This is a genomic window from Haloferula sp. A504, assembly GCF_044385805.1.
In the GTDB taxonomy this organism is placed as follows: domain Bacteria; phylum Verrucomicrobiota; class Verrucomicrobiia; order Verrucomicrobiales; family Akkermansiaceae; genus Haloferula.
In genome coordinates, this window is record NZ_JBISBU010000065.1 from 1 (window position 1) to 22,061 (window position 22,061).

Genomic DNA, 22,061 nt, shown 5'->3' on the forward strand with positions numbered 1-22,061 from the left:
ATCCGGTTACGATCACGCTCGATTTTGCGAGCGCCGTCAACCTGACCGACTTCTACCTGTGGAATCACAGCAACAACAATGGTGCCGGGGCACCCGCTGCTGGCGTGAAAGACTTCACCCTAACATTCTATGACGGGGCCGGTGGAGGAGGATCCCAGATCGGCTCGGTCTTCAGCAGCACCGCCTCGGCCGCTCCCGCAACCGGGACTTACGCCGCTGAGGTGTTCGACCTTGGAGCGATCTACAGCAATGTCCGTTCGGTTGAGTTCGTAATCAGCAGCCGCATTGGCGGAGGCACCAGCTTTGTTGCAGCGCGCGAACTCGGATTTGAGACCGCTGATGTCCTCTACCATGACAGCGCTACCACCGACGGAGGGGCTTTCCCCTCCGGCAGTTATGGCATCGGAAACCTGAAGAACGGCGGGTACACCTCCTCCGCCGCCACCGAGGATGCCGATGCGTCTGCCAACGGCCTCTCCTACGCGACGACGAATCCGCCTGCGGGTGGTTACCCGGTGACCATCACGCTTGAATTCGACGAACTGGCTTCGCTGGAGGCCTTCCACCTCTGGAATCACAGCAATGTCGGGTCCGAACCGGCCACTTCTCAGGGGGTGAAGGACTTCACGCTGACTTTCTACGATGAACCCGGCGGAGCCGGCAGCGCGATCGGCCTGCCCTTCAACGCCAGCGCCGCCAAAGCTCCTGCGACCGGGACCTATGCGGCCGAGAGCTTTGCCTTCGGGACGACCTACACCGGTGTGCGCTCGGTCGTGATGACCGCCGACAATCACAACCCCAGTTCAGCTTTCATCGCGATGCGTGAGATCGGCTTCACGGGAACCACGACGCCGGTTCCGCCGGCCACGCCGGACCGGGTGATCGTCTATCTCGTCGGCGGCCAGTCGAATGCCGATGGCTACGGGGTCACCTCCCAGCTTTCCTCCGAATTGCAGACACCCCAGCAGGACATCGACTTCTACCACGGCAACGGCGGCGGCAACAGCCCGCTGCCCGCCGACCAGGTGATCCGCCTCCAACCCGGGAGCGGCTCGATGACCGGCAATGCCGGCGGCTTCGGACCGGAACTGAGCTTCGGCGTCGACATCCATGAGGCTCTCGGCTCGGAGGGTGCCCGCATCGCGGTGATCAAGCACACCCGCGGCGGCACCAGCCTCCACACCGACTGGTTCCCCGGCGGTGATGCCACCGCCAGCGGCGACGGCCCGGATTATCAAGCGTTTCAATCGACGGTCGATAGCGGCCTTGCCGCGCTGGCATCGCTCTACCCCGCTGCGGCAATCCAGATGGAAGGCATGATCTGGCACCAGGGCGAGGCGGATGCCGGCAACGCCACCGATGCCGGCAACTACCAGACCAACCTGACGAATTTCATCGCCGATGTCCGGGCCACCTACGGGGATCTCAAGTTCGGCATCGCCCAGCTTTCGGACAACCAAACGGCACTCGACCCGACGCACCGCACCACGGTGAAGGCAGCCCAAGCCGCGGTCGCCGGCGCAGACGCGAAGAACTACCTGGTCACCACCGATGACGTGCCGGTCGTCGGCACCATCCACTTCGGCACCGCCGGTAATCTCACCATCGGTTCCCGTCTGGCCACCGGCATGCAGCAGGTGCCGATCAACGATGGCGACCCGAACGGCCTCGATGATGACTGGGAGGAACTCTACTGGGGCATCGGCAATACCGGACAGGATCCGGGAGGTGACGACGACCAGGACGGCCTGAGCAACCTTGAGGAATTCCTGTGGCTCACCCACCCGCTGGTTTCCAATGTGATTGCACCCCAGTTGCAGACTTCCCCGGACCTGACGATCACCTGGCCCTCCTCCCCCGAGCGCCGCTACCTCATCGAGGTCAGCCTGGACCTTCAGACCTGGCAGCGGATCGACTCCTTCCTGCCGGGTGAGTCCGGCTCGTCCACCAGCTACGCACTGCCCGCAGCGCCTGGAGAAGCCCGCCGCTTCTTCCGGATTGGCGTTCAGCGGTAGCGAGTCGCGGTGCCGGGGCAAGAAAAGCCTTCACCGCAGGATCCGGAAACCCCTGGACGGTCCTGCCGGACTGGGACAACCCACCGAGCCCACGGGCAACCAGAATCAGATCCGTGGTTTTCCATCCCGCACACGGTCGACCCGATCGATTCCACCACTCGCGTCAGAGGCTCCCCTGTTTCACTTGACCCATTAAGGGTCAGGCTACTTGGGGCATTTCACCCCCTTGGGGGATGGACGACAGTCCTCGTCCGACCCCACGCTGTCCAACCTGAGGCTAGGAGTTCGTACCTCTCGGCACCGGACTTCGCCTCCCGAAACCGCTCCCAAAATCCCAAGCCAAAAACCAAGACAGAAAAACCCATGAAAAGCAGACTTCCCCTCCTCCTTGCCGGCGCCGTTTTCGCGGCAGCCTCAGCCCACGCCCAGAGCACTCTGCTCTTCCGCGACGACTTCACCCGGCCGAACAACACCAACCTAAACGCCAGCACCGACGGGCAGAGCGGAGGTCTTTCTCCACTGTCCTGGGTGGAGGTCAACTGCGATAGCGGCACTGCCGAGATCAACGGCAATGAGCTTCGGATTGACTCGGCCGGCGGTGGAGGCAGTGGTGCGATCGTCTATCCCGACAATAACTTTAGCGGACTCACCTCCCTCACCGTCACGATGAACATCGCCTCCGGCGTTTCGGGCGGCGATGGGCGGAGCACTGGCTTCGGAATTGGCTACTCCAAGAGTGCCTTGGACGGAAAAACAAGCGTTTCTACCGTCACTGGTCAGGCAGGCGGTTCTGACATTTACATCGCTTATGACACGATCGGCACCACCAGATTGATCATCACGGAAAACGGCAGCTCGAATGTGTCGATCACTCCAATCCCTTCGCCTGCTTATCCGGTCGAATACAGTATCGTCTGCACCTTTGCCGACATGAACGATGGCACGACCATCAACTACCAGGTGTTTGAGAACGCCGGCGCGACCCCAATCTACAGCGGGACGACCACCTGGAGCGGCACAGACCAGAACTACATCGGCTTCGCCAGCAACTACACCAGTAACGCTGACATTGAATTCATCTCCATCGAGGGTGAGATCCCGCCGCCGCCGCCGGTCGTCAAGGCCGACAACACCGACGACCTGAATCTCGGCACCAGCTGGGTGGGCGGCATCGCCCCCGCATCAGGCGATCTCGCGCAATGGGACAGCACCGTGACCGCGGCGAATACCACCGTGCTCGGCTCCGACCAAACCTGGGGAAGCATCGCTATTGTGGATCCGACAGGGCTTGTGACGATCAGCCCCGGCAACACCCTGACGCTCGATTCCATCGGTACGGCCATCGATTTGAGCGCCGCGACCGCAGACATGACGATCAACAGTGGACTGGCGCTCAGCGGATCGGGCTCGCTGGATGTCGCGACAGGTCGAACGCTGACGCTCGGCGGTGTGGTCTCCGGCGGTTCGGGATTGACGAAGGCGGGTGACGGCGTCGCCGTCATTTCCGGTAACAACACCTACACCGGTGGCACCAACGTGGACGGAGGCGTCCTCCAGCTGGGAGCGTCCGATGTGATCCCCGACACAACCGATTCCGGCGATGTCTCGGTAACCGGCACGCTCGACCTCAACGGCAACTCCGACACGATCTGGGCCCTGAATGGGAGCGGCACGGTCGACAACACCGCCGACGCCACCACCTCCACGCTCACCGTCGGAGATTTCGGCAAGTCGGGAACTTTCAGCGGCACCCTCCAGAACAGCGGTGTCGGTGCCACTCTGAATCTTGAGAAGATCGGAGCCGGAAATCTCGTGCTGAGCGGCGCGAACACCTACAGCGGCACCACCACGGTCTCGAACGGCTCTTTGGAGATCGAGAACCTCGCCGCTCTCGGCAGCACCTCCGAGATCGCCCTGGCCGATGGGGCCGAATTGAACCCAGACATCGACGGCTTGGTTGTCACCGCACCGATCACCCTCGGCGCTGCAGCCACGACCTCATTCATCGGCGTGCCGATCGACGGCGGCACGATGACGCTGAACGGCGTGATTTCCGGAGACGGCGATTTGGTTTTCACCGACTTCGACACCTTCGGCAGCAATACGACCGGGATCGTCCTGCTGGGTGCCGCAAGTAATTACACGGGCACCACGACGATCGACACCAACGGTTTGCTGGGCAACAATACCGTCGTCAGAAGCGGGATTGCAGACGCACTACCCACCACCACGGTTCTATCGTTGGAAGGGGCAGGCGGACAAGGCAGCGGGCGATCCGTGACCTTCGACCTGGATGGAAACGACCAGACCCTCGCCGGCCTGACGAATGTGCCTCAATTCGACCGGAAGCAATTCGTAACCACGAGCACTTCTGCGACACTGACCATCAACAATGCGGATGATTTCACCTTTGGCGAAGAGGCGGGGGGCGATAGCGATGTAGCTATTCAAAACGCCATCTCCCTGGCCAAATCAGGTGCGGGCACTCTTACCTTGGTCAACTCCCAGACTTACACCGGCAGCACCACGATCACCGAAGGCACGCTCCAAGGCGAAGTGGGAGGCGGCATCGCCAGCTCCGCAGTCACCTTGAGCTCCCTCGGCACCTACGCGGTTCTCGTTTCTGACGAAACCCAGAGCTGGACTTGCAGCTCGCTGACCACGACCGGGGCGGGAACGCTTCAGTTCAACTTCGGCGGGACCCTGCCAAGCGTCTCGGTCAGTCCGATGATCATCAGCGGAGCGGCGGACTTCAGCGGGGCCACTCCCTTGGTCAGTGTGGTGGTGGATGCGGGCCTGCCCCTCGGAACTTATCCTCTGGCCAGCTGGGGGTCGTTGACTGGCACGGCTCCTGCCGGAGCCCAACTGGCGGTCTCAACGCTGGCTCCCGGCACGGGTGCGGACTTGAACCTCAACGGCAACACGCTTGAGCTCGTGATCAGCGACACGAGCGTCGATGTTGCCAAGGGCGACAATATCGACGATCTGAACCTCGGTTCCAGCTGGTCCGGGGGAACGGCTCCCGGTGCAGCCGACACGGCGGTATGGGACAACACGGTGCTCGGTGCCAATGCGACCGCGCTTGGTGCCGACCTGACCTGGGGCACCATCTCCATCCTCGATCCGGGCGGCCTGGTCACGATCAATGCGGGCAACACCTTGACTCTTGGCGGTGACCCGACCGGGCTCCTGCCGCTGATCGACATGAGCTCCGCCACCCAGGACCTCACCATCAACGCCGACCTGGTGATGGAGGATTTCGGCTTCTGGGACGTTGCTGCGGGACGGACCTTGACCGTCGCCGGCATGATCTCCGGCACCTTCGGTCCGATCAAGGCTGGTGATGGCACGGCCATCATTTCCGGAGCGAACACCTACACCGGGGAAACCAGCGTGGACGCCGGCACTCTCCAACTCGGAGCGGATGACGTGATCCCGAATGGTGCCGGAAGCGGCAACGTCTTCGTCCTCGGCACACTCGATCTCAACGGATTCTCGGATACGATCAACAGCCTGAGCGGCACCGGCATTGTCGACAACACTGCGGGCAGCACGACCAGCACCTTGACGATCGGTGACGACGATCAACCCAGCACCTTCGGGGGCATCCTCCAAAACACCGGAGGCACCCTGGCGCTGACCAAGATCGGCAGCGGGAAGCTGACTCTCGAGGGAGCGAATACCCTGACCGGTCCGATCGATGTGCAGGAGGGCGCTCTCGCATTCACCAGCACGACTCCCTTCGACAACGCCAGCAACCTCACGCTTGCCGGTGGCACGACGCTTCAAGCGGAAGTCGGCGGTGCTTCCGTCGGCACGCCGATCACCTTGGGCAGCACCGGCACCACGTCCACCGTCGATTTGCCCCTCAGTGGAGGTGTAACCTTCAACCTGAATAGCGTCATCGGTGGCGATGGTAATCTTGTGATCGACCGGTCCGTCGGCGACGTGACGGCAGGCACGATCATTCTCGGAGACCAGAGCACGTATGCGGGCACCACCGAATTCGACACCGCCGGTGGACTTGACAGCGGCTCCCAACTTACGGTCCGCCTCGGGGTTGCCAATGCCCTGCCGGCCACCACCGTGCTGACCCTCGATGGTGGCCCCGGCTCCGGAAGCGGCCGAAGCCTGGAGTTCGATCTGAATGGGTTTGATCTGACTCTGGCCGGTCTGACCAACGTCACCGGATTGAGCGGACGCAGGCAAGAGATCACCACGAGCGGCGGTCCTTCCACGCTGACCATCGATAACACCGCCAACCACTCGTTTGGTGGATCGACGAGCGGCACCTTCCAAGACAACCCGTGGACGGCCCATTCCAGGCTCCTGGGGGACATCTCCCTCGTGAAATCGGGCACGGGTATCTTCACCCTTGTCGAGTCTCACGCTTACACCGGGGACACCACGATCAACGCAGGCATTCTCAGCCTTGAAGCACCCGTTGCAACCAACGATTCATCCACGATGACGATCGCGGATTCCGGAGCCTTCCTCAATCTCAACTTCTCCGGCACCGACACGGTGGACAAGTTGTTCATTGGCACCACTCAGCTGGCCCCCGGCGAATACAAGGCACCGGGTAGCGCCGCCACCGGAACGGAACTCGCTCAGCTCAGTGGCACCGGCACGCTCACGGTGATCAGCGGGCCGGTCACGGATCCCTTCGCCGACTGGGCGGCGACCGGCACCCTGCCGGGCACGGTCACCTTCGAGGGTGATCTCAACGGCGACGGCATACAAGACGGCCTGGCATTCCTGCTCGGTGTGGCGAATCCCGACGATGATGCCAACGGCGCCCTGCCAACGGTCAGCGAAGACGGCGCCGGAGGGCTGGTCATGAGCTTCAACTGCCTGCCGTCGGGCGACCGTGGCACGGCGGAGCTCCGCATCGGGCACAGCAGCGATCTCGGAGTGGGCGATCCCTGGCAGGCCACGACGGCCCAGGTGCCCGACGCGACCAACGCCGTGCCGGACAACGGTGTGACCTACGTCGTCACACCGGGCAGCCCGACCAATGCGGTCGTCGCGACCATCGCCTCGTCGGAAGCCGCCGCAGGCAAGCTCTTCGGACGCCTCCAGGCCAGCGAATAGGTTCGGCTGATGCTCGTCCGCCGCTTCCCCCCTTGCGATGGGTTCGGGGGGAGTGGCGGGTGCTTGAGGGTGGACGGGACGAGGTGCCCGTCCACCTTTGGTTTTCGGCACATCGCCATTACCAGATCACCGCGACCTTCCTTGTGGGCACCAAGGGCTTCGCCCGTCTGAACGTGAGCGGACCGTGAGTCCCGGCCAGCGCCCTCTTTTCCCCGCGATGGTTCCACCGCGGGTTTTTTGGGGGGGACACACTCCGCTTGGTTGTGGCGGCGGATTTCACCCCGGCCGCCGCGACATGAACTGCACCACCGCTTCGGTACGCGAGCGGACGTGCATCTTCGAGTAGATGTTCTTGAGGTGGCTGCGGACCGTCTCGACACCGATCCCGAGCCGATCGGCGATTTCCTTGTTCGAGTAGCCTTCCGTCAGCAGCACCAGCGTCTCTTCTTCCCGGGAAGTCAGCGAGACGTCTTTCGCGCTCGAAGTCGGCTTGCGAAACGAGGCGACCACGTGCCGGGCGATCTCGCTGGTCATCGGCGCCCCCCCGCTCAGGACGTCGAGCAGTGCGGCGCGGAGGTCGGCCGGCTTGGTGCGCTTCAAGAGGTAGCCGTCGGCCCCGGACTCCAGCGCATGGAAGAGGATCTCATCCTCGTCCGAGGCGGTCAGCATGACGATCGGGATCTCGGGGTGATTCGCCTTCAGGCGGGCCGTGCATTCAATGCCCGACATGCCGGGCAGGAACACATCCATCAGAATGACGCCGGGAACCACTTCCGAGACCTTCTCAAGCGCCTCCTCGGCCGACCCGCAGACGGTGCCGCATTCGAAATCCGGAAACGAGGAAATGAGACGCCGCCAGCTCTCCCCCGTGTCGGGCTGGTCCTCGACAAGCAGCACCCGGATCGGGGTGTCCTGTCCCGCTGCCTCCTGATCCTCCTGGCTCATCGCTTCAACAGTTCCCCTTCCTCCGCTGCCTTGGTCGACCCGTTGGCCCGTGCCGAGACCTTCGGCAGCGGCACCTCGAATTCCACCCGGCAGCCCTTGCCCGGACGCGATGTGATTCGGCAGCGCCCCCCGATGTCCTTCAAGCCCTCATGCATGTTGCTCAGACCGTTGCGCAAAGGGTCGGCGCTTTCAATTTCAAATCCGGCACCATCGTCCTCGACCACGACCTTGAGGCTGCCACCCCGCACGTGAATCCGAAGGAACAGCTCGCTGGCGCCGGAATGCTTGGCTGCGTTGTTCAGGGCCTCCTTGACCGCAAGAAGCAGGCTGCGGCGAACCGGCAGCTCGAGTACCACGTCCGGCAGGGTCGCATCGACATCCAGCCGGCAGCGGATCGGCGACGACTCCAGAAAACGCTGCGCGTGCTTGCAGGCGAAGTTGACAAAATCGCGCAGGGTGTCGCGCCGCGAGTTGATCATCCACACCACCTCGTCCATCGCGCTCGAGACGTCGCGGGCCTTTTCACACAGCGCCTCGAGCTGGGGCCTCACCCTTGACCCGTGGGACAACTCGGTCTGGATCACCTCGCCCTGAAGGGCCAGTTCGGTCAGCCGCGCCCCCAGCTCATCGTGAATGCCCCGCGCGATCCGCGCCCGTTCCCGGTTGAGCATGTTCTGGGCCCGCGCCTGCACATCGACCCGGGCCATCAGGCGCAGGCTGAAGAGGACCGCGATGGCGGCAACGACCCACACCCCGATCTGGAACCACCGGGTCTGCCAGAAGCGGACCTCCACCGGAGGCGGCACCGCCACCTTCACCAGCATCGTCGGGGTCCGCTGGTGCCACCACCCGGAACGCGGCAGTCGCGAACTCACCTTGACCGCGTGCGCCCACCCCGGAACCGCCTCGCGAAGCTCCGGCCAGTCCTCAACGCCCGCTGGCACAATCCGCCAGTCGGTGTCGGACAGCACACGGATCTCCCGTCCATCCTCCAACTCCACCCTGAGTCCGAACTGCATTCCGGCCTCGCGGTTGTCATTGAAGCCCTCGACCGCCACCACGTGACGTCCCGGCCGCAAAATCTGCCCGAGATCATACTCGGTCACGCTCCGCCAGTCGCTGCCCGTGCCGATCTGCCGCCCGTCGAGCATCAGCCGGTAGCCGTTGTCGACCGAAATTCGGAGCCAGCCCCCCGTGACCTTGGAGCCCGGCGGGATCTCAAAGGCCCGCCACAGGCGGCAGGTCTGCTTGTCCTTGGTGACCGGACCCCAGATCCAGGGCCCCACGCCCCAGTTCTCGCGCAACTCCTTCTCGCTGATCTGCGGACGGAAGACCGGGCGGTCCGGCTCGGGCGGCGGGGCTGACCGGGCCGGAGAAATTCCCGCCGCTGCCAGCAAGACCCCGGCAACCAGCCTCGCGGCCCGGTTGGCGGTTGCGGCTCCCGATCGGTTCTGCATGCGCAGTCGAGAGGCAACATCGCCCAACGTGCCGGCGCAAGCCCGCAGCGCCCAATCCGGGAGGCAAGATGACGTCACCTCCCGTCTCGACGCCTTTCGGAGAAATGAAACAAATCACCCTCTTGGGGGAATAGACGGATCGGGGTTGCTCATCTAGTGTGATTACAACGTAAGACGGTAAATCGCCCCATTGCCGTGAAAAACCCTCCTTCACAACGCCACTTGAAACCCCTGCCTCTCCGGCGCACGCGGGCGTCCCGGCAGGGATTCGCCCTCGTGGTCACCATCTCCCTGATGGTGCTGCTGTCCTTGCTGGCGGTGGGCATGCTTTCGCTCTCGGCGGTTTCCCTGCGCTCATCCCAGGCGGGCGACGCCGCCGCCATCGCCCGGGCCAATGCCCGGATGGCGCTGACCATGGCCATCGGCCAGCTTCAGCGGGAAATGGGGCCCGACTCGCGAATCTCCGCACCCCATGGCGTGGGCGGCGACTCCCCGGGCGGCGAACCGCACTGGACCGCGGTCTATGATGCCTGGGAACTCCCGGGCAACGACGGCGCCGATGCGGAGGATCCCGCGTCGCGCGAGGTCAACCTGCGTGCCTGGCTGGCTTCGGGAACGAACGCCGGGGGCACGGCCGACCGCATTCCGCTGGTCTCGCGCGGCAGCCTCGGGCCCTCCGCCCCGGTGGAGGATCAGGTGCGGGTGCCGACTCATGCGGTGGCCGCCGATCGTGGCTCGGGGCGCATCGCCTGGTGGACCTCGGATGAGGGCACCAAGGCCAAAATCAACGCCGGTCGCGACGACACCAGCTTCGGCAACTCCGATCCCCTGTTCCAGGTCCAGGCTCCCCAGCATCCCGACCACCAGACCTTCACCGCGCTGGAGAATTTCGAGTGGCTGCCCGGCCAGCGCTCGCTGGCCCTGAGCCGGAATCAGGTCGAGTTGGCGGCCGGACTCGACCAGGCGGCCCTCGGCGAGAGCCTGCACGACCTCACCGTCTGGTCGGCCGGGCTCCTGACCGATGTCCGCGCCGGTCGGCTCAAGCGCGATCTGACCCAGTTGCTCACCCGACCGATCGAGGACGTCGAGGACATGCCGCTCTACATCACCGACGGGCGAATGAACCGCTGGAACTTCGATGCCAACGGATCGGTCTCGAATGCCGGCAACATCCCCGCATCATCGCGACCCAACACCTCCGACGAGTGGGGCATCAACCTCGAGGAACTCCACCTCTTCCACAACCTCTACCGGGAACTAGAATGGAACGGCAGCACCCCCACCCTGCGCATGGCGGAGACCCGTGAGCAGGTGGTCGACGACCGCTACTACCTCTACAAGCGCCCGGTCATCGAAGCCGTGCAGTTCATCCTGTCGTTGAAGGCCGAGTCCACCGGGGGCGGAACCTACCGGATGGTGGCGATGCTCGACGGCATGGTCGCCCTGTCGAATCCGAACGACGTTCCCATCGTCTGGCCCGCCGGACTGATCTTTCCGGTCCAGCTCCAGAACGTTCCGTACGACCTCCGGTGGAACATTCGCAAGACCGACGGCACCCGGAACACCAACACGGCGTCGTCCGCGGATTTCGGCCTCTTCGTCGGCCGGATTTCCGGCGGCACGCGGGGCCGCTCGGCCGGCTTCACGCTCGAACCCGGCGAAGCCGTGGTCTTCGGTTCGACCACCGGCAGCGGCCCTCAGCTCGATCTCCGCCGCGGCTTCGTGCCGAGCGGCGGCGTGCGCATCAATCCGAGTTCGAACAACGGCTGGGATCTCCGGGCGACCGGCCTGCGCTCCGGTGACCGCATCGATTTCACCCTGACCAAGGGCGACACCGGCTACCGCGGACTCTACACCTACTACAATGCCTGGATCGGCGACCGCCGCACCGGTGCCAATGCCAAGGGTTGGCAGATCGATGCCTGCACCCTGAGTGCCCAGGGAGACATCAACAGCGATCAAATGAACGAACTGATGATCTCGCCGATCCGCCCGCCCCAGGTGCGGCCGGTGAGCGACTTCATCAACCGCCCGCAGCCCTTCATGATGATCAGCTTCGTGCGCAACGTGGAGCGGGATTCCGGGGGAATTCCGCGCGATGCCTTCGCCTCGCGACCGTTCCAGCTCGCCGAAGCCGCAAGAGGATGGAGCGGATACTCGCCGAACACGGTGGCGGCCTCGCTCCACGCCCATCAACGGATGATCACCGCGCAGCCCCTGAACTACCAGTTCGAGACCATGGCCGCCGGCAACGGCGGCGAGCACGTCTACCACGGTGGCGGACGTCAGCCGAACCTCGGCGGCAGTTTCAATGTGATCCGTCGCCGCCTGCCGCTGGCACCCCCCCTCTCGCTGGGTGCCTTCGAAAATGCCATCGCCGCCGGGTTCACCGAGCGTTTCCGCGATGCCCCCGCCATCGGGCCCGACCCCTACCCGTCCGATGCCCAGGCCCTGAGCGGCGATCGGGCGGCCACGCCCAGCATCGCCAAGGCGATCGGAAATTCCTGGGCATCGCCCTTCCTCGAGCCCGACCAGGTTTTCCGCCCGTCCTCGGGAAGCGCTCCCGACCGGCGAGCCACCACCGACCCCTCGTGGATGGCCAACACCGCCCTCTGGGACACCTGGTTCCTGTCGGGGATGGTCAACGATTCAGGGGCCGGCAATTCCCCCTACCTGACCGACCGCCGGACGCCCCGCGAGCAGTTTCAGGAACTGAGCGATGGGACCGGGGCGCTGCGGAACACGCGCTACCTCTTCCATGCCCACCAGCCGGCGGAGGCAGCACTGGAGGAATTGTTCGAAGGCGGGGACTTCAAACCCGAGGCGCTCGGAAAACTGGCCAACTATCTCCTCGTGGACGGTGCCTTCAACGTGAACTCGACCTCGGTCGATGCCTGGACCGCACTCCTGTCCAGCGTCCGCGATCAGGAACTGATCAAGGCCGACGGCTCCACCGAAGGCTTCGACCATCCCTTCGGGACCCTTGGCTACGTCACCAATACCGCGACCGCCGGGACCGCCGGCGATTGGACCGGACTGCGCGACCTCAGTGCGAGCGACATCGAGAACCTCGCCGAAGCCATCGTCGAGCAGGTGAAGACCCGCGGACCCTTTCTCAGCATGGCCGATTTCGTCAACCGGCGGCCCGATGGAGAATCCGGCCAACAGGCACTCGGGGCGCTGCAGGCCGCCATCGACCAGACCGGCCTGAACCAGAGCCATTCGGTGGCGGGCCGGACCGTGGCCAGCCCCGACCTCGATCCTCTGCCCGGCAGCGATGTGGTTTCTTCCGAACTGGTCCCCGCGCGCGCCATCGGCACGCCCGGCTACCTGAGCCAGGCCGGCGTCCTCACCGCCATCGGCTCACAGATCACGGTGCGGTCCGACACCTTCCGCATCCGCGCCTACGGCGATGCACGCGATGCGTCGGGCAAGGTCCTGTCCCGCGCTTGGTGCGAGGCGGTGATCCAGCGCCTGCCGGAGTTCGTCGATGCCACCGATCCGCCCGAAGCGGACAGGGATTCGCTGTCCCCGGTCAACACCCGGTTCGGTCGCAGGTTCACGGTGCGGAGTTTCCGCTGGCTTACCGCGGAGGAAGTCTGATTCTGACCCGCCATGTTGCTCCGACTCCTCCTGGTTCTGGTTCCGGCCATCCTGGTCCTTCCCGTGATCGCCGCGACGGAGGACGAAGCCCCTGCCAGAGACGCCCGCAAAGACCGCGGCCCCCAGCTGAGGTTCGTCTTCGTCTCCTGTGCCGAGGATCAGGGTCCGTTGCAGATCATGTCGAAGAACGACGAGGGCGAATGGAAGGAGCATGCCGAGTTCCAACCGAGGCCGTCCTTCATCACCGACTGGATGTCCGTTCCCGCAGGCAAACTCCACCTGACGGTCTCCGGCTCCGAGGGACCCCGGCCGGTGGGAAGCCTGACTTACCCGGCGGATGCCCGGCGCGCGATCGCCGTGGTTTTTTACGATCCGGCCAAGAGCCGCTACCGGGCCGATGTCATCGATCCCGCCAAGGCGGGATTCGGCAAGGGGTCGACCCTCGTTGCCAACTACTCATCGAAACCCGGAGCCGTCTCGCTCGGGGGTGCACTGAAGCGGGTCGAACCCGGCGGACGCCGGGTGATCAAGCCGAAGGCCGGGGAAAATGGCATGTACCGCATGCTCGCCTCCTACGACCGGAAGAACCAGAAGCCCGTGCTGTGCTACGACCGCTACGTCGCCGCCAATCCCGACGCCCGCGAGATCCTGCTGCTGCTGCCGGACGAGACCCTGGGTCTGGGCGTCTTCCGATTGTCGGAATTCGGCCCGTTTGAATGAGCCCGCGGATCGGGGCTTCCGCCCCGCCGCTCCCCGTTCCATGCTCCCGCCATGGAGCGCGACGACAGGCTTCCCCTCGACCGCCGGCTGCGGCAGGAAATCCTCCTTGCCCGCGAGCGGGTCTATCATTTCGCCCGGCCGACCCCGCTTGAACGGATCGACCTCCCGGGCTTGGAGATCTGGGTGAAGCGCGAGGACCTTTCCCCGATCAAGGCCTACAAGTGGCGCGGCGCCTGCAACCGGATGGCCGTGCTCTCGCCGGACGAGCGGCAGCGCGGCGTGATCACCGCCTCGGCCGGCAACCACGCCCAGGGCGTGGCCCTGGCGGCCGCCAAGCTCGGAATCGACGCCCGCATCTACATGCCGCGCCCGACGCCCCGGGTGAAGCAGGAGGCCGTCATGAAACACGGTGGCGACCGGGTCGGCATCGTTCTCGCCGGCGACAGCTACGACGAGTCCGTCGCCGCGGCCCGGGCCGACGAAGCCGACAGCGGCGCCATCTACATCCCGGCCTACGATGACCTGCACGTGATGGCCGGGCAGGGCACCCTCGCCGACGAGGTGGTGCTCTCCGGACACGGCCCCTTCGATGTCGCCTACCTTCAGATCGGCGGCGGTGGCATGGCGGCCGGTGCCGGTGAATGGCTGCGCACCTACTGGCCGGAGATCGAGCTGGTCGGCGTCGAGGGGGAAGGCCAGGCATCGATGAAGGCGGCTCTCGAGCACGGCGAGCCGGTCCCGCTCACCGAACTCGACATTTTCTGCGATGGCACGGCGGTCCGGCAGGCCGGGTCCCTTTCCTTCGAGGCCTGCCGCGGCCTCCTCGACCGCATCGAAACGGTGAGCAACCAGGAGGTCATCGGGGCCGTCCGGACCCTGTGGGAAGGCCTGCGCTGCGTCGCCGAACCGTCGGGGGCGATGGGTCTTGCCGCCGCCCTCAAGAACCGCGACCAGCTCGCCGGAAAACGCGTGCTGGTCATCCTCTGCGGCGCCAACGTCGACTTTCTCCAACTCGGCCACATGGCTGCCTCCGAGGGCGCGTCCAAGGCCCGCACGCGGACCCTGCGCGTGCGCATTCCGGAACATGCCGGCACCATGCTCGACCTGCTCGACCGAGGATTCAGCGGTCTTACCATCACCGACTTCCAATACGGCAAGGTCGATGCCGCCGATGCCTGGCCGGTGTTCTCGCTCAGTGCCGACGAGCCGGCGAAGCTCGACGCCGTCGAATCCACGCTGAACGCCGCGGGCTTCGAGTGGAGCGACGTCGCCGGCGCCGCCGACATCCAGTTCCGCGCCATCCCGCTGCGCTCCGATCTGCTCGCGCATCCCTTGTTCCTCCGGCTCGACTTCTACGAGCGCTCCGGAGCCCTGCGCGACTTCCTCGACCAGCGGGTCCGCGACCGCGCCAACCTCTGCTACTTCAACTACCGCCAGTCCGGCGAACGGATCGGCCGCGCCCTCATCGGGCTCGATTTTCCCGGTGCCTCCAGCCGCGACCGGTTCACTGAAGAACTGCCCGTCACCGGCGACGGCTACCGCCGCTGCGCACCCCTCGACCCCGCCGCCACCGCCCGCCTCATCGGGCAGCCCGGAAACTGAGGATCGGAAATCCGATGGACCAGCGTGCCTTCGCTTCCATCAGGATGCCGGAAGGGGTTGAACCCGCGATCGGATCTCGCTCGCCTTGCCAAATTCCACGCGACGCATGTCATGGCGGCTTTGCAGGTTGATCCAGAACTGCGGGTCCATGCGGAAGAACAGTCCCAGCGCGTAGGCCACCTCGGCCTGGATCGGACGCCTGCCCTTGATGATCTCGTTGATCGTCGACCGCGGAATGCCCGTGCGCCGGGAAAGCTCGGCCTGGGAGAGCCCGAACTCCTTGAGAAACTCCTCCGCAAGGATGCGGCCGGGCGTGGAGGCGAGAATTGCTTCTTGTTCTGCGGTCATCTTGATGGACGGGTTAGTGACAGTCGGTGATTTCCACCTGACGGGCGTTCCCCGCTTCCCAACGGAAGCAGATGCGCCATTGGTCGTTGATCCGGATGCTGTGCTGCCCGCTCCGGTCGCCCTTGAGTGCTTCCAGCCGGTTGCTGGGTGGCACGCGGAGGGATTCCAGGTTGGTCACGGCGTCGAGGATGTTGAGCTTGTCGATGGCACGCTGGAGAAGATCGGCCGGAAAACGGGTGCGCTTGCCTTGCCAGAGTTTCTCCGTCTGCTTGTCGCCAAAACTCTCGATCACCCGACCCAGCATCCGACGATTGGTGAAGGAATCAAGTGGAAATTCTGAATTTCAGAACAAACCGCCCGGAGCCTCCGGTCGCGCATCCACGGGACTACCGGCACCGACCTCGCATCCCCCCGCACTCCCGCCAGCGCTCGATCACCCGCTCGATGAGCTCGCCCAACTCCGGGTCCACGGCGCGCTCCGCGGGATGGCGACGCAGCCAGCTCACCGATTCTTCCAAGGCCTCGCGGACGGATTTCCGGCACTCCCACCCCGGCACGAAGCGCTTGATCTTGGCGTTGTCGAACACGGCGGGATGCGCCTTGTCGCCGAGCAAGGTCCCGGTGAGCGAGGGCGCGACTTCGCAAATAAACTCGCTGGGAACCTGAACCACCGGCGGCAGCTCGACTCCGAGGGCTCCGGCGATCTCCTCGTAGATCCGACTCCAGGGCAGCGCCTCGTCGCTGGTGATGTGAAACGCCTCGCCGACGGCGCGGTCCAAGCCCACCAGGCCGGCCACCGCCGCTGCAAAATCGCTCGCCGCCGTCAGCGTCCAGAGGGTGCTGCCGTCATCGGGAATGAAGACCGGTTTCCCCTGCTCGATCCTCGCAGGAAAGGCGAAGTTGCCGCTGGAAACCGGGTTCGGGATCCAGCGCCGTCCGAAGGTGTGCGAGGGGCGGATGATCGTCGCCGGAAACCCTTGCCCGGCATGAGCGCGCTGGAGACGCCGCTCACAGTCCAGCTTCATCTGCGCGTAGTCCCAGATGGGGTTACCAAGCGGCGCCTCCTCGGTCAGGGGCAGCACTCGCGGAGGCTTGGCATACACCGTGGCCGAACTGATGAACAGATACTGCCCGACCCGCCCCCCGAAGAGCCCGATGTCGGCCTCGACCTCCGCCGGGGTGAATCCGATGAAGTTCAGCACGACATCGAACTCCTCGCTCCCAAGCACGGTCTCGAGCGCATCGCGGTTCTGCTAGTCGGCATGCAGGCATCGAGGAAGTCACCCGGATCAACTGGCCGGAAGGCGGCTTCGAAGCGAATCCTCGACACCAAGGTCTGCATCGACATTCTGCGCGGAAGAAAAACCCCGGGCCGAGAGCCCACTTAAGGCTGTCGGACGACGGCATCAGCCAAGGATTGCTCAGCCCCTGCGGCGCCGTATCAGAACCAACAGCGCCATGGAAGCGAGCAGGGAAACCGACGACGAGGGTTCGGGGACGGTGCTGAACTGCACCGCAAAGCGCGCATCGAAGGATGGCGGCGAGCTGTTGTCAGCGTTGTTGTCGGCCGTCCCGGCGGTGTAGGAGTCTCCGAAATTTCCAGCGCTGTCACGTGCAACCTGGATGCGGGCGAGTACCGAAGTACCCGCCGTGTTGGTCGTAGACCAGACAAGTGCCGTCTCCAGAGAGGAATCGAGTGCGATGTTATCGAAGTTCCAGACCAGCGACGACAGCGCGGTCGCGGAGTTCACATCGATGGAATTGATGGATGAGCCGAGAAAGGTCCCATCGTCGCCGTCGTTGCCCTGATAGACATTCAGATACAGCTGTCCCGCCGTCTCGACCCCGGTGACTGCCCTGAGAAAGGTAGCCGACTGCAGATACACGGTGCTCGGCAAGGGGGCGTTCGCCGCCACGGTGTCGGTCGCGCCCGGACCCGCAACGTTCGGGGTAAAAGACTGTACTGCGAAGGCCGCCACAGCTCCCGCGGTGTCTCCGTTGGGTTCGCCGATGAAATTATCGACCACCACCAACGCAGCAGGGGCCGCGAGGGTGATTGATCCGAATGCCGCGACGGCAATCAACGTCTTCATAGTTCTACTGCTTTTGTCTCACCAATTAGATACCTGCGCCGACATTTGTCTTCTTACCAACGCTGGAATCAGGGTCCGAGGATCAGATCAAATTTCCGGCGAACAAATCAGAAAGAACCGGTTTGCTGAGGAGGCCAGTCAAGGAATCGCTCGCGGTAGATGTCGATCAGGCGCAGCAATACCCAAGGTCGACCGGTCGCTCGCGAGGCCAACAGCCACCGCTGCAACCGGCTGGGGTCAAACAGGCTGGAGCCGCTGGTCGGATTTGAACCGACGACCTGATCATTACGAATGACCTGCTCTACCCCTGAGCTACAGCGGCTTTCGCCAACAGCGGGCGGGCGGGACTGAACCAGAGGGCCCGCCCGCGGTAAAGCAAATCCTTCACGCCCCGACCACGCTCACCACCACCCGGCGCTCATGCGGGGCGCGGCGGTGCTCGAAGAGGAAAATCCCCTGCCACGTGCCAAGCGCCATCCGCCCATCGATGACGGGAATCACCTCGCTGGTCCGGGTGAGCGCCATGCGGACGTGGCTTGGCATGTCGTCGGGCCCCTCAAGCGTGTGGACGAAATACGGCGTATCCTCCGGGACCAGGTGCTCGAAGAAATTTTCCAGATCGGTCCGCGCGGTGGGGTCGGCGTTTTCCATGATCACCAGACTGGCCGAGGTGTGCTGGACGAACACGGTCACCGTCCCGCTGCGGATGCCGCTTTCGTGAACGATGGTGGCGACCTCCGAGGTGATCTCCGAGGTGCCCTTCCCCTGCGTCCGCACGGAGAAGATTCCGCTGTGGGCATTCATAGCTTCTCGGGAGTTTGCAGGAGTTCGGAAATTCTGGCGAGCAGTAATCCGGCGCCGCCCCCGTCCACCACCCGGTGGTCGAAGGTCACGGCGATCTCGGCGACCGTGGCGGGCACGAAGGCCTCGACCTCGGAACTCCACACCGGCTTCTTCTCGCCCGCCGCCAGACCGAGAATCAGCGTCTCGTTGGGCAGCGGAATCGGGGTGCCGTGGGTCAGGCCGAAGGTGCCAAAATTGGTGACGGTGGCGATGCCGGCGCTGGTGTCCTCCTCACTGAGGCGGCGACGGCGGGCCCGATCGACCATCTCCGCGTAGTTGTTGGTGAGCTGCGGCAGCGTCATCGTATCGACATTGCGCAGCACCGGCACCATCACGCCGTCGTCCACCTGCACCGCCACGCCGATGTCAAAGGCCCGGGGGTGCACGATGCGCTCGCCGATCAGATACCCGGCGCTGCGCGGGTCCTCGGAAAGCGCGATGGCAAAGGCCCGCAGGACATAAAGGGTGAGGCCCGGCTTCGGGTCCTGCTGACGACGGTGGTCGAGCACGCGGTCGAGGAAGACGGGGCGGCTGACGGTCGCCAGCGGGCGCGTCCAACTGCGGCGCATCGCATCGGCCACGGCCAGGCGCATCGGCGAGGCGTGACTGCTCGGCCAGGTGTCGATGTAGTCGATGAACTTCTCGAGGTCCTCGACCGTGACCCGGCCGCCTGCCCCCGTGCCGACAATCGCGGAGATGTCGGCCTCGCGCAGACCCATCTCGTCCATGCGGGCCTTCATCCGCGGCGAGATGTAGTGGGCGCCCTTCACACCGGCCGGCACCGGAAGCCCGCGCACGCTGGGCTCGACCACCGGCGCGCGCTCCTCGTAGCTGTCGTCGTCGACGGCGAAGTGGAGGTTCTTCTCCTCGTCCCGGGGTCCGCTGGCGGCGCTGCGCTTCTCGGCGGCCGATTCGAGCGTCTCGACGCCGGTCTTCGCCACCTCTTCCTCGGTCACCTCGAGCAGGCCGAGCGTGGTGCCGACCGCATAGGTCTCGCCCTCCTCGACACAGATCTCCTTCACCGTGCCTTCGCAGAGGGTCGTGACTCCCATCGTCGCCTTCTGGGTCTCGACCTCGATGACCTCCTGGTCGGCCTGCACCTGCTGGCCGGGTTCGATGTCGAACCGGATGATGGTCGCCTCGGCGATCGACTCGCCGAGTTGGGGCATGAGAATCGGGACGGTGGGCATGGGGTTGAATGTCGAATGAAAAATGTCGAATGACGAAATGCCGGCGGCACCGACCCTAATACGATAGCAACTCCTTCATGGCGAGGCAGATGGTCTCGGGCGTCGGCCGGCCTGTCGGACCGTAGCTTGGCTGGATCACGCGGAAAATCATCACTCAGTAGGAAAGCAGCTCCTTCATCGCCAGGCAGATCGTTTCGGGCGTAGGCCGATGCGCCGCCCACAGGTCGGGATGGTAGGGAACCGGCGTGTCGCGGGAGTTGAAGCGCTTCGGCGGCGCATCGAGGAGGTGGAAACCTTCGTCGGATACCCGGGACACCACCTCGGCGGTCACACCACCCCAGGGGAACGCTTCGCCGAGGGCGAGCAGACGGCCCGTGCGGGCGACGCTGGCGAGCACCGTGTCCATGTCGAGCGGCTTCACGGTCCGCAGGTCGACCACTTCGATCTCCCATCCACTTTCCTGCTGCAGGCGATCCGCCGCCCGCACCGCCTCGTGAACCATCGCGCTGTAGGTCACGATCGTCGCGTGCTTTCCCGGACGCGTGATCCGCGCCGCGCCGAGCGGCAATCCGTCGCCATTGATGCCCGGAGACTTGAGCCAGCGGTAGAGGAACTTGTGCTCGCAGTAGATGACCGGGTCGTCGACCGAGACCGACTGGATGAGCATGTGATACGCGTCCGACACGGTCGCCGGTGTCACCACGACCACACCGGGGTAGTGCGAGTAGATGGCCTCCATGCTCTGGCTGTGGAACGGGCCCGACCCCGGCGTGCCGCCCGAGGGCAGGCGCACGGTGATCGGCACCGGCACGCCGGTCCGGTAGAAGTGCGTGCCCGCCTGGTTGACGATCTGATTGAAGCCAACCGAGGAAAAATCCGCGAACTGCATCTCGACGATCGGGCGCATGCCTTCGATCGCCGCGCCCACCGCCATGCCGATCATCGCGTCCTCGCTGATCGGCGAGTCGAGCACCCGGCCGGGATAGGCTTCCGATAGCCCCTTGGTGGCCTTGAACGCACCCCCGAAATGGCTGATGTCCTGGCCGTAGAGGAAGACACGCGGGTCATCGCGCAGGAGGTGATCCTGGGCCTCGCGAATGGCATCGACGTAGGTCATGCTCATCAGTCGACGACGGTAAGAAGGTTGGTGGCCCGCGCCTCCCAGCGCTCGTCCCAGGGATTGGGGCCGTGTTCGCGCGTGGCCGTGGCCAGCGCCTCCTGCACGCGATCGACGATCTCCGACCGCCACCCGGCGATCTCCGCCTCATCGGCGTAGCCGCTCTCGATCATCTGCTGATGGGCGACTTCCATGCAATCGCGCCCGAATCGACCGGCGCGGACGTCTTCCGGCACGTAGCTGGCATCGTCGTGCTCGCCGTGACCGCTCAGGCGCAGCAACCGGGCGACCACCATCTGCGGTCCCCCGCCCTGGCGCGCCCGTTGGACCGCCCCGGCCATCGTGCGCACGCATTCGAGGAAATCGGTGCCGTCCACCTCGCGGCCCTCCACGCCGTAGCCCGCCGCGCGGTCGAGCAGATCCGCACAGGCAAATTGACGGTCGGTCGGCGTCGAGTAGGCAAACTGGTTGTTGGCGACCGCCACCACCAGCGGCAGGCGCTCCACGGCGGCGGCATTCAAACCCTCGTGGAAGGACCCGGTCGAGGTCCCGCCATCGCCGATGCTGGTCGCGCCGACGACGCCATCGAGGGTCCCCTGCAGGCGCCGGGCGAGCAGCATCCCGGAAACGACCGAGACCGAAGTCCCCAGATGTGAGATCATCGCCAGCAGGCCTTCCGTCGGGCGTCCGCGGTGGATGTTGCCATCCCTTCCCCGCATCGGTCCCGCGGCGGAGCCGAGGTAGGTCCGGGTACAGTCGAGAATGGGTTCGCCGAACGCCGTCCGACCGCCCTGGTCGCGGATCAGGGGGGCGAAAATATCGCGACCCCATTCGAGGCAGGCCCCGAGCGAGGCACTCAGCGCCTCCTGGCCTTTCCCAAGATAGACGCCACCGACGATCTTGCCGGCCTTGTAGAGACTGGCGAGCTTCGCTTCCAGGTGGCGCGCCTCCAGCATCGCCCGGTAAACCTTGCGAGCATGATCCCTCTCGGAGGAAAGCGTCGGAACATCGTCGGCCACGGACGCAGGCTAACG

At 64.9% G+C, this 22,061-nt stretch carries 15 protein-coding genes and 1 tRNA gene; 5 read left to right on the forward strand and 11 right to left on the reverse strand.

Annotated elements, in window-relative coordinates; genetic code table 11:
• Both ACG2LG_RS20480 and ACG2LG_RS20485 read left to right on the forward strand, forming a co-directional pair.
• Positions 1 to 2,015, forward strand: a 2,015-nt coding sequence (locus tag ACG2LG_RS20480) for a sialate O-acetylesterase (protein WP_396262202.1), incomplete at its 5' end; no start/stop codon positions are given.
• Between the two features lie 363 nt (positions 2,016 to 2,378).
• Complete coding sequence (locus tag ACG2LG_RS20485) at positions 2,379 to 7,109, forward strand: beta strand repeat-containing protein (protein ID WP_396262203.1); 4,731 nt, start codon at positions 2,379 to 2,381, stop codon at positions 7,107 to 7,109.
• A 276-nt stretch (positions 7,110 to 7,385) separates the two neighbouring features.
• Here the strand turns inward: ACG2LG_RS20485 and ACG2LG_RS20490 are convergent, their stop codons facing one another.
• Both ACG2LG_RS20490 and ACG2LG_RS20495 read right to left on the reverse strand, forming a co-directional pair.
• A complete protein-coding gene (locus ACG2LG_RS20490; protein ID WP_396262205.1) occupies positions 7,386 to 8,054 on the reverse strand; it encodes a response regulator in 669 nt (222 codons plus the stop codon).
• Positions 8,051 to 9,511: an ATP-binding protein gene (locus tag ACG2LG_RS20495; protein ID WP_396262207.1), complete on the reverse strand. Its 1,461-nt coding sequence runs from the start codon at positions 9,509 to 9,511 to the stop codon at positions 8,051 to 8,053. The genes ACG2LG_RS20490 and ACG2LG_RS20495 overlap by 4 nt, the downstream gene beginning before the upstream one ends.
• A gap of 222 nt (positions 9,512 to 9,733) precedes the next feature.
• Between ACG2LG_RS20495 and ACG2LG_RS20500 the strand changes: the two genes are divergently transcribed.
• The 3 genes from ACG2LG_RS20500 to ACG2LG_RS20510 are packed head-to-tail and all read left to right on the forward strand — an operon-like array spanning position 9,734 to position 15,436.
• Positions 9,734 to 13,114: a hypothetical protein gene (locus ACG2LG_RS20500; RefSeq protein WP_396262209.1), complete on the forward strand. Its 3,381-nt coding sequence runs from the start codon at positions 9,734 to 9,736 to the stop codon at positions 13,112 to 13,114.
• A 12-nt stretch (positions 13,115 to 13,126) separates the two neighbouring features.
• A complete protein-coding gene (locus ACG2LG_RS20505; RefSeq protein ID WP_396262211.1) occupies positions 13,127 to 13,834 on the forward strand; it encodes a hypothetical protein in 708 nt (235 codons plus the stop codon).
• 51 nt (positions 13,835 to 13,885) lie between these two features.
• Positions 13,886 to 15,436: a pyridoxal-phosphate dependent enzyme gene (locus ACG2LG_RS20510; protein WP_396262212.1), complete on the forward strand. Its 1,551-nt coding sequence runs from the start codon at positions 13,886 to 13,888 to the stop codon at positions 15,434 to 15,436.
• A 39-nt stretch (positions 15,437 to 15,475) separates the two neighbouring features.
• Here ACG2LG_RS20510 and ACG2LG_RS20515 read toward each other — a convergent pair whose 3' ends face one another.
• From ACG2LG_RS20515 to ACG2LG_RS20555, 9 genes are all read right to left on the reverse strand, one after another.
• On the reverse strand, positions 15,476 to 15,784 hold the full coding sequence (locus tag ACG2LG_RS20515; RefSeq protein ID WP_396262214.1) for a HigA family addiction module antitoxin: 309 nt from the start codon (positions 15,782 to 15,784) through the stop codon (positions 15,476 to 15,478).
• Between the two features lie 13 nt (positions 15,785 to 15,797).
• Positions 15,798 to 16,076: a type II toxin-antitoxin system RelE/ParE family toxin gene (locus ACG2LG_RS20520; RefSeq protein ID WP_396262216.1), complete on the reverse strand. Its 279-nt coding sequence runs from the start codon at positions 16,074 to 16,076 to the stop codon at positions 15,798 to 15,800.
• A gap of 94 nt (positions 16,077 to 16,170) precedes the next feature.
• Positions 16,171 to 17,013, reverse strand: coding sequence for an NAD-dependent epimerase/dehydratase family protein (locus tag ACG2LG_RS20525; protein ID WP_396262218.1), 843 nt, complete (start codon positions 17,011 to 17,013; stop codon positions 16,171 to 16,173).
• A gap of 192 nt (positions 17,014 to 17,205) precedes the next feature.
• Positions 17,206 to 17,877: a PEP-CTERM sorting domain-containing protein gene (locus ACG2LG_RS20530; protein ID WP_396262220.1), complete on the reverse strand. Its 672-nt coding sequence runs from the start codon at positions 17,875 to 17,877 to the stop codon at positions 17,206 to 17,208.
• Positions 17,878 to 18,124: 247 nt separating this feature from the next.
• Positions 18,125 to 18,199, reverse strand: a tRNA-Thr gene (locus ACG2LG_RS20535).
• Between the two features lie 62 nt (positions 18,200 to 18,261).
• Positions 18,262 to 18,681: a secondary thiamine-phosphate synthase enzyme YjbQ gene (locus ACG2LG_RS20540; protein ID WP_396262221.1), complete on the reverse strand. Its 420-nt coding sequence runs from the start codon at positions 18,679 to 18,681 to the stop codon at positions 18,262 to 18,264.
• Positions 18,678 to 19,910, reverse strand: coding sequence for a dihydrolipoamide acetyltransferase family protein (locus ACG2LG_RS20545; protein ID WP_396262223.1), 1,233 nt, complete (start codon positions 19,908 to 19,910; stop codon positions 18,678 to 18,680). Before ACG2LG_RS20545 ends, ACG2LG_RS20540 begins: the two co-directional genes overlap by 4 nt.
• Positions 19,911 to 20,064: 154 nt before the next feature.
• Positions 20,065 to 21,033 carry an alpha-ketoacid dehydrogenase subunit beta gene (locus ACG2LG_RS20550; RefSeq protein ID WP_396262224.1) on the reverse strand — a complete coding sequence of 323 codons (969 nt, stop codon included), beginning with the start codon at positions 21,031 to 21,033 and terminating at the stop codon, positions 20,065 to 20,067.
• The gene (locus ACG2LG_RS20555) at positions 21,033 to 22,046 is read right to left on the reverse strand and encodes a thiamine pyrophosphate-dependent dehydrogenase E1 component subunit alpha (protein WP_396262226.1); all 1,014 of its coding nucleotides are present in this window, start codon (positions 22,044 to 22,046) and stop codon (positions 21,033 to 21,035) included. Before ACG2LG_RS20555 ends, ACG2LG_RS20550 begins: the two co-directional genes overlap by 1 nt.
• Positions 22,047 to 22,061: the final 15 nt, after the last annotated feature.

Coding starts and splice junctions, on each gene's coding strand:
- ACG2LG_RS20485 (WP_396262203.1), top strand. CDS start 2,379: ATGAAAAGCAGACTTCCCCTCCTCCTTGCCGGCGCCGTTTTCGCGGCA.
- ACG2LG_RS20490 (WP_396262205.1), bottom strand. CDS start 8,054: ATGAGCCAGGAGGATCAGGAGGCAGCGGGACAGGACACCCCGATCCGG.
- ACG2LG_RS20495 (WP_396262207.1), bottom strand. CDS start 9,511: ATGCAGAACCGATCGGGAGCCGCAACCGCCAACCGGGCCGCGAGGCTG.
- ACG2LG_RS20505 (WP_396262211.1), top strand. CDS start 13,127: ATGTTGCTCCGACTCCTCCTGGTTCTGGTTCCGGCCATCCTGGTCCTT.
- ACG2LG_RS20510 (WP_396262212.1), top strand. CDS start 13,886: ATGGAGCGCGACGACAGGCTTCCCCTCGACCGCCGGCTGCGGCAGGAA.
- ACG2LG_RS20515 (WP_396262214.1), bottom strand. CDS start 15,784: ATGACCGCAGAACAAGAAGCAATTCTCGCCTCCACGCCCGGCCGCATC.
- ACG2LG_RS20530 (WP_396262220.1), bottom strand. CDS start 17,877: ATGAAGACGTTGATTGCCGTCGCGGCATTCGGATCAATCACCCTCGCG.
- ACG2LG_RS20540 (WP_396262221.1), bottom strand. CDS start 18,681: ATGAATGCCCACAGCGGAATCTTCTCCGTGCGGACGCAGGGGAAGGGC.
- ACG2LG_RS20545 (WP_396262223.1), bottom strand. CDS start 19,910: ATGCCCACCGTCCCGATTCTCATGCCCCAACTCGGCGAGTCGATCGCC.
- ACG2LG_RS20550 (WP_396262224.1), bottom strand. CDS start 21,033: ATGAGCATGACCTACGTCGATGCCATTCGCGAGGCCCAGGATCACCTC.